Here is a 12,219-nt window from a genome sequence, read left to right as displayed (position 1 = left end):
CAGTCAGGATCCTTCTTCCGCATACAGACCACGAAGTTGGTAGAATGGAAACAGTCAAGTGCTTTCCTTGACGGGTTCCATTCTACCAACTATCATACCGATAGCGGAAGAAGGGAGCGCTTAGGCAGCCTGACTACCTGTAGTGTTCCCTGTACACTCCAGAAATACACGCAAACGAAACCGTTCTAGATTTCGATAGCCATATGCCCGGCGTTTGATGTTTTTGATCTTGTGATTCGTCCCCTAGATTCGGGCATTCGTATATGGGCACAAAAAGTAGGAAAGAATAGGCTCCTTCCACCTTTCAAGCGTGTTGGCTGCTTCCTGAAAAGAAGCAAAAGGGCTCTGTTTGGCTAACCCAATCCATTCTTCTAAGCGTTCCTTTGCTTCGTTATATCCATCGGTTCGGTAAAAATCCCGAAACAACTCTTTCAGATAATAAGCAATGGAAAGTACCGGATACTCCTCCAAGATATCGTCTAATCGAAGCCGTTGGTCCTTACGAAGCTTTTCACAGCCTTTTAAGAGAAGATATCGAGCCTTTTTCAATGGAGAAAATTCCTTTCTTGCTTGATCCAAGGCTTGTGTCACTTTTTGAACCACATGGTACTTATCGATGACAATCGAAGCAGATGGAAACAGGGCGCGAACCGCCTTATGATAAGGTTCCCACATGTCAAGAATCACCGTTTGGACCATTTCTTTCGACAGTCCATTTTGGCTCAACAAGTTAACGGCGGAGTTACATTGGCGATCGGCATGCATTCCCATGACCGATCCGGCTCTGGCATCCATCAATACAGTTTCATACTGATGTCCCTTTTTTACCGCGATTTCATCTAAGCTAAGCACCATCCCTTTTGGAGAAGAGGCCTCCATCGCTGCTTAGCGCTCTTTTGCTTTTTTCGATGCGATGGAGTAATAAATGCGTTCCAATGTCGTATATGGGATACGGTGCTTTCGGCTGACTTCTTGAATGGTGGAGCCTTCGCAAAGTTCATACAAGTACTCACAAAATCGATTGGTGTAGTGTTGATTGGGTGGAATCGATTCCAAAGAGGCAGAAAACACTTGGGAACAATTCCAACACCGATAGCGCTTTACCTTTACGAACAAGTACACCGGTTGATGGAAAATCGCCAAATCCCGTACTTTTCTTGTCCGTCTGTCGTGGACAGAGGAAGTGGCAAACCCACAATGAGGGCAACGTTCCTGTGTCTCTGTTTTCTCTACATGAATCGCATAACCATAGGAAAGAAGTTCGTGTTTAATCACTTTAAATTCTGGCAATCCTAGTGATATAGAAAGCACTTACGAGACCTCCCTAATGTTTATTTCACCGCTAACATTATGGCCAGGATCTCGTCAGTGCTTTCTCTTTTTTGTCACTAAATCACAAAATTTGGTGATGAACCAGTAAAAAAAGGACGCCGCGTATCCCCCGCCTACGCTTCGCTTAGAGGCGGGGGACTTGCGGCGTATGGGTTGTTAAATGGCATTTTGCGCATGTACGGCCGGCGGTGACCGATGGGAAGAAAAGAGGGGGAAGCATGTCGAAAAAAGGGAGACAAAACAAAGTAAGCCAAGAAGTGGCCAACCCGACCGTCTCGAAAACAGAGGCGGAAATGGCCAAAGACAGCGTTGACACCGCCAAGCAAGCGAAAAAAAACCGCTCATAACCAAGAACGTGTCCGCGCCTTGGGCGCGGACACGTTTGGTCGGAGCAGCCTCTTTTGTCAGCCGCTTGCGGCGTCGGCCGCATAGCCGGACGGCAGCGTCAAATGGACAATCGTCCCTTTTCCGACTTCGCTCTCGATCTGCATTGTCCCTTTATGTTCCTGGATAATTTTCATGCTTGTTGTCATCCCGAGCCCCATCCCTTTTTCTTTCAACGTAAAAAACGGTTCGCCGATTTTTTGCAGGCGCTCTTTGGAAATGCCAATGCCTGTGTCGGCAATATCCAAATAAACCGTTCCTCCCGCTTCGGAAACGCGGACGTATAAACTCCCGCCGCTAGGCATTGCTTCAATGGCGTTTTTCATTACGTTTAAACACTTCACCATCGAGCTCCTAACATGCAAAGTCACAAGCGGCCGCCCAGTTACATTTCTCGCGCCCATGCAAGCAACTGAGCGGTCAACGCGGCAGCACGTTCATGGTCAAGCCGCTTTTGCAGCGACGCCTCGAGCCGCTCGGTTACCGCTCCGGCCTCTTCCCCATAGGAAAACGAAAACGACCATTCAAGCGCCGGAATGGCTAGAACGATGTATTCCTCTTTCCGGTTTTCATAAATATATACGTTGACCGGGGCTTGCCCGTCCATGATCGGCGTTTTGCGGATTTTCATCATTGCCTCCCACCTTTGCTGCAAAGCCGTTCTCCATATTCATTTATTTTAGCAAACGCCTCCCCTTTTTTGACATCCCGATCCACGATGGCCACATTCGCACCTTGTTTGGCAAACATCGCGGAGACCGCCTTGCCGATGCCGTTCGCTCCGCCGGTGACAATCACTGTTTTCCGCTCCATGCCCATTTGCCTCTTCTCCTTTCTTTTCTCCAACCTCGTCTTTTCCTCCCTCTCTTGAGGGAAAAACTATGTTCCTTATTATACCATTGACAGCAATGGGAACACATATATGCCGCCATAAGGGAGCGTTTGGAACAATGCGGTTGATGCTGGCGCCTGTACGGGAAGCGGCCGTCTGGCAAGCCGGTGAGCCTCTATGCTGGGCCCGTCCCCCGTGGAACATAAAAAAAGACCGCGTGGAAGCGGTCTTTTTGACGGTTTACCGATATGGGCCGTACGGCGCCGGAAGGCCGGGCGCATATGGAGCTACCCCACCGTAATACGGCGGCAGCGGTGCAGCAGGATAACCGTACGGTGCCGCCGGGGCGTATGGCAGCGGCGCAGCCGGCGGATAGTACATCGGAGGATACGGAACAGCGCCGGGGGCGATGCTAGGGGCAACACCGAGCGTGACACCCATGATCGGCATCGCACTAGGAACGACGCCGGGCGTCATACCGGCAACAGGAGCTCCCACCCCTTCATACGGAGCTGCCATATCGTATGGAGCAACGCCACCGTCATCGGGCAGCGGCGGTGCATTTTCTTCCCCTCCTACCGGCCAGGCGAAGGTCGGAGCCACATTCGGCACTGCTCCCAAGCCCAGCGGCGGCGCCGGGGGCATCATATCAGAGCTGTCCGGGCTGTCAAATTCGTCCGGACTGTCAAGGTGGGCCGGACTGACCAAAGGAGCCATCGGCACAGCCGGCGGACACCAGTAGCCATAAGGAGTCACCGGCGAATAATACGCTGTCGGCATTGCCGCTGGTGCGGTCGGCAGCGGCGCCACGGGCGGTGCATTATTGTCCATTCGCTCGGCCTTATCGCCTTGGTTTGAGGCGTTCAGAAACGGATCATTCATATGAGGGTCCCAATGATTCATTGTCCTCTCCCTTTCTCGCTCATAGTTGTCGGGGCGCGTACCCATCCATATTGTATGTCGGCACAAGCAAAGGGTGTTTGCCCGGCCAAAATATAGGTATTTATCCTAAACGCCGGTTGCGCTATGATAAATAACAGCAGCAACCTCACATGGACGTTGGGAGGGAATCAGATGGATGAAACGTTGGCGGCCAAACAAATCCATGATTTGCGCAACGGAATCATCTCCGAACTGCTGGTGAAAAAAGAAGACTTCCCTGTTTTTCGCGCCGTGCTTGTCAAACAGCCCGATTTTAAACGATTTCGCGGCATCGCCCAGCGCGGCGGTCACATTATTTATCACTATACAGATGTTCCGCGCAGCTGAACGTTCCCGTCTTTGCGGCTTCACATCCGGCTTTCCGCCCCGAAAGCCGGATGTTTTGGCTTGCGGAGAAATTTCCATTCCTCCTATGAAACTAGTCATTTCAATGCTTCGCGCACTTTTTCCATTATTTCGATAATGAATCATCTTCCCATCCTTGTTACTCTAGTAGCGAGTTTACGAGAGGAGGGATCAGGATGAAAAAAGGAAAAGCATGGGTGATGGCGGTGTTGTGCGGAATGTTTTTCTGTGCCGGCCATGCCGATGCGGCAACCATCCACACTGTCAAGCGCGGCGACACGCTTTGGAAAATCGCGAAGCAATACGGCGTGCCGCTCAAACAGCTGATGCAAAAAAATAGAAAAGACGATCGGCTGTATCCTGGCGAAAAACTGATCATCCCGAACGCAGGCATTACAGCGGCGGAAAAAGACTTGCTCGCTCGCCTCGTCCATGCCGAGGCGAAAGGGGAGCCGTACGCCGGGAAAGTAGCCGTGGCAACGGTCGTACTCAACCGCGTCGACCATCCGGATTTTCCGGATACGATCCGCGCTGTTATTTATGAGCGCTCTGGCGGCCGTTATGCATTCACGCCGGTCGCAAACGGAACGATCAATGAACCCGCTGACCGTGAATCATATCGCGCCGTTGAAGAAGCACTTGCTTTTCGCGGTTTAGGAAACGGCTCGCTCTATTTCTACAATCCGAAAACGGCGAAAAGCAAATGGCTGCGCTCCCGTCCGGTGACGGTCGTCATCGGCAACCATGTGTTTGCCAAGTAGACGAAAACAAGGGGACGGCTTCGCCCCTTGTTTTTTTTTAAATATCAGATTTTAGGAAAGAAACCCCTTTACTTGTGCATAAAAATAAGGCAAACTAGTAAAAAAGCGCCTGCTCCTTTTTATAAAGAGCGGGCACAACGGCCAGGGCGCACCAGCCGGCCGCCTTTTCGGCCGATCACGCCCGTTTTAGCCGCCGACGACTATATTCGGTTTAAAAAGGGGAATGATAGAATGGTGAAAAAAGCAAAAGTCGGGGACATTATTGAATTTAAAAATGGATTGCGCGGCATCGTGGAAAAAGTGAACGAAAACTCGGTCATCGTCGATTTGACATATATGAAAAACTACCGCGAGCTTGATTTGCAAGAGCGGACGGTGGTCAACCATAAAAATTATAAGATTATTGAATAGAAAAAAGAGGCCGTCAAGAGCCTCTTTTTTGTTTACGAAATGCAGGCGAGTTCATCACATTCATAGATGTGGACGCCGTTCGCTGCGGACGCCGCCCGGTAAAACATCGCCAATGCAAGCTGATGGGCGTCAACCGGCTTATATTTTTTCCATTTGCCGACGAACAAAAACGGCAGCCGGCATAACAGCCACCCGGCGAGCATCTCGCCAAGGCGGAACTCCCGACGCTTGCCGACGAGCAACGATGGACGGAAAATATGAAGCGATGGGATGGAAAGCCGCTGCAACGCCTCTTCCACCTCTCCTTTGACGCGCTGGTAAAAAAACGGCGAACACGGGTTGGCGCCAACCGAAGAGACGGTCAAAAAGCTTTTCACGCGGCACTTTTCCGCCAACGCCGCCGCGCGCAGCGTATATTCATAGTCAACTTGAATGAACTGCTGCTTCGTTTTCGCCTTTTTCCGCGTCGTTCCGAGGCAGCAAAACACATCATCGACATAAAAATGCCGCTCATACGATTCAAGCCGCGCAAAATCGACGACGACTTGCTGCAGTTTTTCATGTTTAATCGGCAGCGGGGTGCGGACAAAAATGGTCACTTGCCGGTACAAATCCGACTCAAGCAGCAACTTGAGCAGTTCCCCGCCGACCAAGCCGCTCGCCCCAAGCAAAAGAGCTGTTCTTCGCTCCAACGCCAAAACCTCCAAGGCAAACATTCATTGTCCATTATATGAGTTGGCGCGAAAAAACTACCTCTTTTTTCATCTCTAGCGGTTGTCGACTTTTTCTGGATACAAGTCGTGGTTGAGCAGCCGATATTCCGCCATTTTTTCGTATTTCGTCCCCGGGCGCCCCCAGTTGCAGTACGGATCGATGGAAATGCCGCCGCGCGGGGTGAATTTGCCCCACACTTCGATATAGCGCGGTTCCATGACTTTAATCAAATCGTTCATAATGATGTTGACGCAGTCTTCGTGAAAGTCGCCATGATTGCGGAAGCTGAACAAATACAGCTTCAACGATTTGCTTTCGACGCATTTTTTGTCCGGGATGTAGCTGATGTAAATCGTCGCGAAGTCCGGCTGGCCGGTTTTGGGACATAGCGAGGTGAACTCCGGACAATTGAACTTCACGAAATAATCCCGGTCAGGATGTTTGTTGTCAAACACTTCAAGCAGATTGGGGTTGTACGTAAACGAATACGTTGTCCCTTGATGGCCAAGCAGCGTCAAGTCTTTCAATTCTTCCTCTTTTCTTCCTGCCATTCCTTCATTCCTCCCTCATTATTCATTGCCGGGCGAATCGCCGCACCCCGCTTTACACGCCGCGCTTGTTTCCCCAAAGAAGCGTGTGCAGCTGCGGCAGGATGTGGACGTCGGCCAGCTCCTCCGAATCGGCGGCTCGTTCCACCAGCCATTCCAACCGATGGAGAAGCTTCGCGCGGAGTGCATCCACATCTGAATCGGCCACATCGGCGTTTCCTGTCTGCAAATAAAACGGAACACCTGGGTAGCGGCAGTGCACCTCTTTCGCATACGCCAAATCGGTGTCATCAAAGACGACGACTTTCAAGCTGATGCGCCGCACCCGGCTTTGGTCAGCCTGCAGCCGTTCCATGATTTGATCGAGCGCCGACCAGTCGGTGTCCATCCCCGAACTTGGCGGTTTTGGGGAAATGGTGACATCGTCTACATCGAGCAGCCAGTCTTGCCAGCGGCTCCCTTGCGTTTCAACCGCAACGCGCACCCCTTTTTCGTGAAGAAGGGCGACAAGCTCTCCAAGAGCGGCAATGAGAAGCGGGTTGCCGCCTGAAATCGTCACGTGGCGGAAGCGGCGGCCGCCCATGGCTTCAAGCCGCCGCCAAATGTCGTCTGCCGTCAACTGCTCGATCTCGTCTTTCGCTGATCCGTCCCACGTAAACGCCGAATCGCACCAGCGGCAGCGATAATCGCAGCCGGCTGTGCGGACGAACATCGTCTTTTGGCCGATCACCATTCCCTCTCCTTGGATGGTCGGACCAAAAATCTCCAACACCGGAATCGTGCGCGCCATTACCGGTCCCCCGCTTTCGGCCGGTAGACGACATAACTTGTCGACGTTTCGCGGACAAACACTTGCAAACATTTCGGCTTGTGCGGCAGCGTATCCAAATAGCGCTGAATCGTTTCATAAATCGTGCGCGCCACCACTTCCGACGTCGGAAACCGATTCGGGTCATGACCGTCAAACCAATCGCTATGGTCGTTGAGCAGCGTATGGTCCAGCTTGCGATGAACGAGCTGTTTTAACGTTTGAAAGTTGACTAAAAAACCGCTCTCATCAAGCTCATCGCCGGCGACCGTCACATTGACGATGTACGTGTGGCCGTGCACGTTTGCGCAGCTTCCGGCCGCTTCGTGCGGGATGAAATGGGCGGCGGCGATGTGCATATCTTTGTTCAACTCATAACGGTAATCGTGCCAAACTTGAGGATAGAGCTGATGCATCATTGTGCTTCCACCCCCGCTTTTTCCCGCAAATAGTCATCCAATCCGCGCTTGCGCAGCACGCATGCTGGACATTCGCCGCAGCCGTCGGCGATGATGCCGTTATAGCACGTCAGCGTCTTCGTGCGAATGAACTCGAGCGCCCCGAGCTCATCCGCGAGCTTCCACGTCTCCGCTTTCGTCAGCCACATGAGCGGCGTATGAATGACAAATTCGTAATCCATCGCTAAATTCAGCGTGACGTTCAATGATTTGATAAACACATCGCGGCAGTCCGGATAGCCGCTGAAATCTGTTTCGCACACTCCGGTGACGAGATGGCGCGCGCCCCGTTGTTTGGCAAACACCGCGGCGAATGATAAAAACAACAAATTGCGCCCGTCCACAAACGTCGTCGGCAGCTCGCCTTCCTTTTGTTCGATGGCGATATCATCACGCGTCAAGGCGTTCGGCGCCAATTGCCCAAGCAGCGACATATCGAGCACCGTATGGCGAACGCCAAGCTCAGCGGCAATTGCCTGAGCGACTTCAATTTCGCGGCGATGACGCTGCCCATAGTCAAACGTCACCGCTTCCACTTCCCCAAACTGCTCTTTCGCCCAAACCAAACACGTCGTGCTGTCTTGGCCGCCGCTGAAGACGACAACCGCCTTTTCTTCCTTCATCTTCATCACAATCAACCTCCTTCTGAATCAGCAGAAGAAGAGGTTTCCAAAACAAAAAGGCCATACCCCTAGGATACAGCCGTCCCTAGTTTTTTATAGAGGGTTTTGCTAGAAACCTCTCCCGTACAAGCGTACGGAATTGCGATTCTTCTGTTTTTCTTCTTTACTATACCATACTTATGGCTTTTGTTGTAGCGCCTTTTTCACTTTTTCCGCCACCCATACGTACACATACAGGAGCGGAACATACACCGCGACAAGATAAAATCCCGCCTTCGCTGTCCATTCCGTCAACTGCTCAATATGTATCTTCTCCTGAAAAAACATTCCCCCGACAAACAAGCAAGCGAGCAGCACCGGAAGCGAACGGCGCTGCTGAACAGCAAACAGCTGTTTGATCACGCGCGTCACCGCCCAAATAGAGACCGCGATGATCGGGAACACAACAAGCACATAAATCGAGATGACAATATACTCCATCCGCTCGATAAACGGCACTTCCGGAATTTTGGCCATCGTCAGCGTCGGCCATGTAATATGCTGAATTTGCTCTTTGTTATAAAACACGATGGAGATAAGGATCAAAACAAAATAAATGAACATCGTAAATGCGTTGGCCGCATGCGCCCACTTTTGCGAGGACGGAGCCTGTTTTAAAAACGGGTAATACATCAGCAGCATTTCAAACCCTAAATATTGCAGCACCATCTCTTTCGATGCTTTTGCCAATTGCCCAAACGAATGGTCGAACACCGGCAATAAATTCCGGTATTGAGCATACTCAAGCGGAAAGAAAACCATCGGAAAAATCGTCAACAGCGGAATCACCACCCCCCAAACGCATAAGCCGACAACGACGCGAAACCCGCCGGAGACGACATAATACGTCATCAGCAAAAACATAAGGCTGAACTGCCACGCCCCCATCAACGGGAACACCCATACTTTAATGACTTCAATGTATGATTGAAGCACCATAAACGCCGCCAACGCGTAGTAAAAAAGAAGTCCAAGGCTCAGCACCCCGCCGATCCACCGCCCGAAGTACTGTTCATGAAGCGACACGAGGTCTCCGCCTGATGGCAAATGCGACAGCAGCCGATACATGAGCCAAATCAACACGTGCGCCGACAGCCCGGCCATTAAGACTGCCATCCAGGCATCCTGCCCCGCCTCTTTCATCAGTGGACGCTGAAAATTGAGTGCCCCGACCCCAACTTGCGTAGCATGAATGACAAAAAACACAAGAAACGGGGAGATGAGAAACCGTTCCTGAATGGCCTGCTTCATCCTAATCCCTCCTCATGTTCCCCGTCTTATTCGCCAATGCCGGTATGGACGATATCCACCGTGACGTGCGGGCGGATGTCTAGTTCCGGGTATTCACGGTAAAACGCGTCGGAATCCCAATGTCTTGTCACACTGCGAACAAAATCGCCGATGCCGAGCGGGTCAATCCGTTTTTTCTGAAAATAACGGAATAACCGACGCATATTATGCTCCAATTCGTTTTGCATTTTTTTCTTCACATCAGCAAACAAATCTTGACCCGGCTGATCGAGCCATGACGGGTAATCCCTCACCGACGCATGGATATGGACGAACACATCAAGCACATGGCGGCCTCCATCACGCTTCCATTCATATTTCGGCTTCGCCCATAAGTTTTGCAGCATCACCCGATCCTCGCCCTGTTTCCCGCGATTCCCAACCTTCAGCTGGTAGACGCCGTTTTTCGTTTCTCCAAGCAAAATTTTCATTAAAAACGAATCACGCAAACTCACATGCCCCACGTATCGGTCGTCGCGAAACAACGCGACCCCTTCAAGCTTGGCGAAATCTCCTTTTTTCTCAAAATACGGCAAAAACGGATCGCTTCCTGGGGAAAAATAGCGATACAAAAACAAGTGCAAATTCGTTTTCGGCAAGTTCATCGACTGCTCATTCTGCTCCACCAGATTCGGCAAATACAACGTATCGCTAAGCGTCTTGTTCACCTCGATTTTCAGCAGCTCCTTCGCGCTTTCTTCCGCCACGCCAAGCAGCAAATGACTGCCAACTTTGTTGTTGCGCGCGAGGCTGTGCGTAAATTGCGTCACCCCCCGCCTGGCAAACTCCTTGCCGAACAAAATCAAGCGCAGCTGCCCTTCCTCAACCGACAGCGCGGATTTCGATGACAGGCGCGGAATCAAGTCGTAGACCGTCGGCGACGTCGTCGTCAGCATATTCGGCTTTGTCATCGGCCCTTGCTTGAACGTCGGGTACACCGCGGTGCCCGTGTAGCGGCCGTTCTCGAAATCATACCCCATCTGTTGGATAATTTGAATTTCATCAATCGGCCGCAAACTGGCGCAGCCGCCAAGCAACAGCAGCGCACCGAGCCATAGAAGCCCACGCCTCATCACGATCCCCCTTACTCATCAATATCGCGTTTTTGCTTCGCCGCATTCGGATCGTAACGAAACCGCGACCGCGGACGAAGAAACATCGGCCGCTCCGCCGTTTCACTGTATGGCGAACGAACGAATGTATCGCGGAAGCTGCGCACACGAAATGGATAAAACGGCAGCAAATACGGATAGCCAAACGACTGCAGCCGCCCTAAATGAATGAGCAGCCCGCAGACGGCAAAGATAATGCCGATCCCGCCCCAACATGCAGCAAACAAAATAAACGGAAACCGAATGAACCGGATCGTGTTGGACATTTTGAAAATCGGCGTTGTAAACGTAGCGAGCGCCGCCAACGCGACGACAATCAACAAAAACGTACTCGTCAGCCCGGCATCAACGGTTGCTTGCCCGATGACAATCCCGCCGACAATCCCGAGCGTTTGTGCGACTTTCGTCGGCAGCCGCGCCCCGGCCTCGCGCAACAGCTCGATCGTAATTTCCAAAAACAGCACCTCGAGCATCGGCGGAAACGGCACGTTCGAGCGGGAATAAATGATCGGACCGAGCAAGTCTTCGGGAATCATTTCATAATGATACGTCAGCACCGCCACATAAATCGGCGACGCTAACACCGAGAACGCAACGCCGAAAAACCGAATGAGCCGCAAAAACGTGCCGAGCACCCATGGCAAATAATAGTCTTCCGGCGACGTAAAAAAATCGAAAAGAGCGGCGGGGCCAATCACGGCATACGGGGAGCCGTCGCAAAAAATGGCCACCTGACCCGACACAAGCGCATAGATGGTCCGGTCGATCCGCTCGGTCGAGATAAAAAGAGGAAACGGCGTCCGTGAATTGTCCGCGAGCAGCTGATCCAAAATGGCGTTGTCAAACACGACGTCAAAATGAATGGACTCAAGCCGCTGCGTCACCGTTTGAACGACTTCCGGATTGGCGACGCCATCGATGTAGGCGATGACCACTTTCGTTTTCGACACCGAACCAATCGACATTTCCCGAAAGACAAGATTCGGCGTCACCACTTGCCGGCGGATGAGATGCAAGTTGACGCCGACATTTTCCACAAATCCGACTTTGGGCCCAACGACGCTGAATTCGTTTTCCGAATCATTGTTTTCCCGAAGCCCTAAATTTTCGGCGGCGGCGCCCATGAGCGCCGCTTTGTTCGGTTGCTCGCGGAAGGTGACCGCGACAAACCCTTTCAGCACCTTCTCTTCAATCAGCGCCGTGTCTTCGCTCACTTCAATGCGCAGAATCGGCACGATTTGCTACAAGTCTTCCAAGCGGACCGTCGGATGGTTTGGAATGTCGTTTTGCAAATGGCAAAGAATCCGCTCTTGCAGCACTTGCGGATCGACGAGTGAATCAAAATAATAAATCGACAGCTCCTTGCCTCCCACAACAAACGACACTTCGACAAAATCGCTCGATTGCCGCAGCGTTTCCCAAAGCTGCGAAATGGGCCGCTGAGGGGGGCGTTTTTTCTTTTTTTTCCAAAATGAGAATAAACCCACGAACATCCCCTCGCCTTTCCGTTTACGGCATAGTCTTCCAATCGATCGATATTTTTATGCATCCCCCTTTCATCTTATTGATTAGACAAAATATTCTATATATTATTGAAAATAGATAAATAAAAAAAGAGAA

The 12,219-nt window shown here is 51.5% G+C and carries 13 protein-coding genes and 4 pseudogenes; 4 read left to right on the top strand and 13 right to left on the bottom strand.

All coding sequences use genetic code 11. From position 1 onward, the window contains the following. Positions 1-120 precede the first annotated feature (120 nt). Positions 121-1,311 (bottom strand): annotated as a pseudogene (locus tag NSQ51_RS04825) (ISL3 family transposase). A gap of 239 nt (positions 1,312-1,550) precedes the next feature. On the opposite strand from NSQ51_RS04825, the gene NSQ51_RS04820 reads away from it, so the two are divergent. After that, on the top strand, positions 1,551-1,679 hold the full coding sequence (locus NSQ51_RS04820) for a hypothetical protein (RefSeq protein WP_255350130.1): 129 nt from the start codon (positions 1,551-1,553) through the stop codon (positions 1,677-1,679). 57 nt (positions 1,680-1,736) lie between these two features. On the opposite strand, the pseudogene NSQ51_RS04815 reads toward NSQ51_RS04820, so the two are convergent. The 4 genes and pseudogenes from NSQ51_RS04815 to NSQ51_RS04800 form a co-directional block, all read right to left on the bottom strand. Then, a pseudogene (locus NSQ51_RS04815) lies at positions 1,737-2,051 on the bottom strand (ATP-binding protein); the annotation flags it as partial. A 50-nt stretch (positions 2,052-2,101) separates the two neighbouring features. Beyond that, positions 2,102-2,347 (bottom strand): YueH family protein, encoded by a 246-nt coding sequence (locus tag NSQ51_RS04810; protein WP_033010762.1) that lies wholly within the window; start codon positions 2,345-2,347, stop codon positions 2,102-2,104. 50 nt (positions 2,348-2,397) lie between these two features. Then, a pseudogene (locus tag NSQ51_RS04805) lies at positions 2,398-2,535 on the bottom strand (SDR family NAD(P)-dependent oxidoreductase); the annotation flags it as partial. 253 nt (positions 2,536-2,788) lie between these two features. Further along, positions 2,789-3,451, bottom strand: coding sequence for a hypothetical protein (locus tag NSQ51_RS04800; RefSeq protein WP_033015882.1), 663 nt, complete (start codon positions 3,449-3,451; stop codon positions 2,789-2,791). A gap of 171 nt (positions 3,452-3,622) precedes the next feature. On the opposite strand from NSQ51_RS04800, the gene NSQ51_RS04795 reads away from it, so the two are divergent. The 3 genes from NSQ51_RS04795 to NSQ51_RS04785 all read left to right on the top strand — a co-directional run bounded on the left by NSQ51_RS04795 (position 3,623) and on the right by NSQ51_RS04785 (position 5,007). Next, a complete protein-coding gene (locus NSQ51_RS04795; protein ID WP_033015881.1) occupies positions 3,623-3,817 on the top strand; it encodes a hypothetical protein in 195 nt (64 codons plus the stop codon). A 194-nt stretch (positions 3,818-4,011) separates the two neighbouring features. Continuing rightward, entirely contained in the window at positions 4,012-4,596 is a 585-nt protein-coding gene (locus NSQ51_RS04790; RefSeq protein WP_033015879.1) for a cell wall hydrolase, read from the top strand. 231 nt (positions 4,597-4,827) lie between these two features. Next, the gene (locus NSQ51_RS04785; RefSeq protein WP_033005507.1) at positions 4,828-5,007 is read left to right on the top strand and encodes a DUF2187 family protein; all 180 of its coding nucleotides are present in this window, start codon (positions 4,828-4,830) and stop codon (positions 5,005-5,007) included. Between the two features lie 32 nt (positions 5,008-5,039). Here the strand turns inward: NSQ51_RS04785 and NSQ51_RS04780 are convergent, their stop codons facing one another. The 8 genes and pseudogenes from NSQ51_RS04780 to NSQ51_RS04745 all read right to left on the bottom strand — a co-directional run bounded on the left by NSQ51_RS04780 (position 5,040) and on the right by NSQ51_RS04745 (position 12,086). After that, positions 5,040-5,723: an NAD(P)H-binding protein gene (locus tag NSQ51_RS04780; RefSeq protein WP_033015878.1), complete on the bottom strand. Its 684-nt coding sequence runs from the start codon at positions 5,721-5,723 to the stop codon at positions 5,040-5,042. A gap of 51 nt (positions 5,724-5,774) precedes the next feature. Next, positions 5,775-6,272, bottom strand: coding sequence for a preQ(1) synthase (gene queF / locus NSQ51_RS04775; RefSeq protein ID WP_025948364.1), 498 nt, complete (start codon positions 6,270-6,272; stop codon positions 5,775-5,777). 52 nt (positions 6,273-6,324) lie between these two features. Next, on the bottom strand, positions 6,325-7,059 hold the full coding sequence (queE, locus tag NSQ51_RS04770) for a 7-carboxy-7-deazaguanine synthase QueE (RefSeq protein WP_033015876.1): 735 nt from the start codon (positions 7,057-7,059) through the stop codon (positions 6,325-6,327). Continuing rightward, positions 7,059-7,496: a 6-carboxytetrahydropterin synthase QueD gene (gene queD, locus NSQ51_RS04765; RefSeq protein ID WP_033015875.1), complete on the bottom strand. Its 438-nt coding sequence runs from the start codon at positions 7,494-7,496 to the stop codon at positions 7,059-7,061. The genes queE and queD overlap by 1 nt, the downstream gene beginning before the upstream one ends. Then, entirely contained in the window at positions 7,493-8,164 is a 672-nt protein-coding gene (gene queC, locus NSQ51_RS04760) for a 7-cyano-7-deazaguanine synthase QueC (protein ID WP_033015873.1), read from the bottom strand. Before queC ends, queD begins: the two co-directional genes overlap by 4 nt. A gap of 171 nt (positions 8,165-8,335) precedes the next feature. Next, positions 8,336-9,448, bottom strand: a complete 1,113-nt coding sequence (locus NSQ51_RS04755) for a GerAB/ArcD/ProY family transporter (protein WP_049625069.1) — start codon at positions 9,446-9,448, stop codon at positions 8,336-8,338. Positions 9,449-9,474: 26 nt separating this feature from the next. Further along, positions 9,475-10,560, bottom strand: a complete 1,086-nt coding sequence (locus NSQ51_RS04750; protein ID WP_049625070.1) for a Ger(x)C family spore germination protein — start codon at positions 10,558-10,560, stop codon at positions 9,475-9,477. Positions 10,561-10,571: 11 nt separating this feature from the next. After that, positions 10,572-12,086, bottom strand: a pseudogene (locus NSQ51_RS04745) (spore germination protein). Positions 12,087-12,219 lie beyond the last annotated feature (133 nt).

This window comes from Geobacillus sp. FSL K6-0789 (assembly GCF_038593135.1).
GTDB lineage: Bacteria > Bacillota > Bacilli > Bacillales > Anoxybacillaceae > Geobacillus > Geobacillus stearothermophilus.
The sequence above is the reverse complement of the archived record's forward strand: the minus strand, read 5'-3'. Positions and strand labels throughout refer to the sequence as shown.

What these genes read in the sequence shown, in the direction of transcription:
- NSQ51_RS04820 (WP_255350130.1), top strand. Translation starts at nt 1,551, where the DNA reads ATGTCGAAAAAAGGGAGACAAAACAAAGTAAGCCAAGAAGTGGCCAAC.
- NSQ51_RS04810 (WP_033010762.1), bottom strand. Translation starts at nt 2,347, where the DNA reads ATGAAAATCCGCAAAACGCCGATCATGGACGGGCAAGCCCCGGTCAAC.
- NSQ51_RS04800 (WP_033015882.1), bottom strand. Translation starts at nt 3,451, where the DNA reads ATGAATCATTGGGACCCTCATATGAATGATCCGTTTCTGAACGCCTCA.
- NSQ51_RS04795 (WP_033015881.1), top strand. Translation starts at nt 3,623, where the DNA reads ATGGATGAAACGTTGGCGGCCAAACAAATCCATGATTTGCGCAACGGA.
- NSQ51_RS04790 (WP_033015879.1), top strand. Translation starts at nt 4,012, where the DNA reads ATGAAAAAAGGAAAAGCATGGGTGATGGCGGTGTTGTGCGGAATGTTT.
- NSQ51_RS04785 (WP_033005507.1), top strand. Translation starts at nt 4,828, where the DNA reads ATGGTGAAAAAAGCAAAAGTCGGGGACATTATTGAATTTAAAAATGGA.
- NSQ51_RS04780 (WP_033015878.1), bottom strand. Translation starts at nt 5,723, where the DNA reads ATGTTTGCCTTGGAGGTTTTGGCGTTGGAGCGAAGAACAGCTCTTTTG.
- queF (WP_025948364.1), bottom strand. Translation starts at nt 6,272, where the DNA reads ATGGCAGGAAGAAAAGAGGAAGAATTGAAAGACTTGACGCTGCTTGGC.
- queE (WP_033015876.1), bottom strand. Translation starts at nt 7,059, where the DNA reads ATGGCGCGCACGATTCCGGTGTTGGAGATTTTTGGTCCGACCATCCAA.
- queD (WP_033015875.1), bottom strand. Translation starts at nt 7,496, where the DNA reads ATGATGCATCAGCTCTATCCTCAAGTTTGGCACGATTACCGTTATGAG.
- queC (WP_033015873.1), bottom strand. Translation starts at nt 8,164, where the DNA reads ATGAAGATGAAGGAAGAAAAGGCGGTTGTCGTCTTCAGCGGCGGCCAA.
- NSQ51_RS04755 (WP_049625069.1), bottom strand. Translation starts at nt 9,448, where the DNA reads ATGAAGCAGGCCATTCAGGAACGGTTTCTCATCTCCCCGTTTCTTGTG.
- NSQ51_RS04750 (WP_049625070.1), bottom strand. Translation starts at nt 10,560, where the DNA reads ATGAGGCGTGGGCTTCTATGGCTCGGTGCGCTGCTGTTGCTTGGCGGC.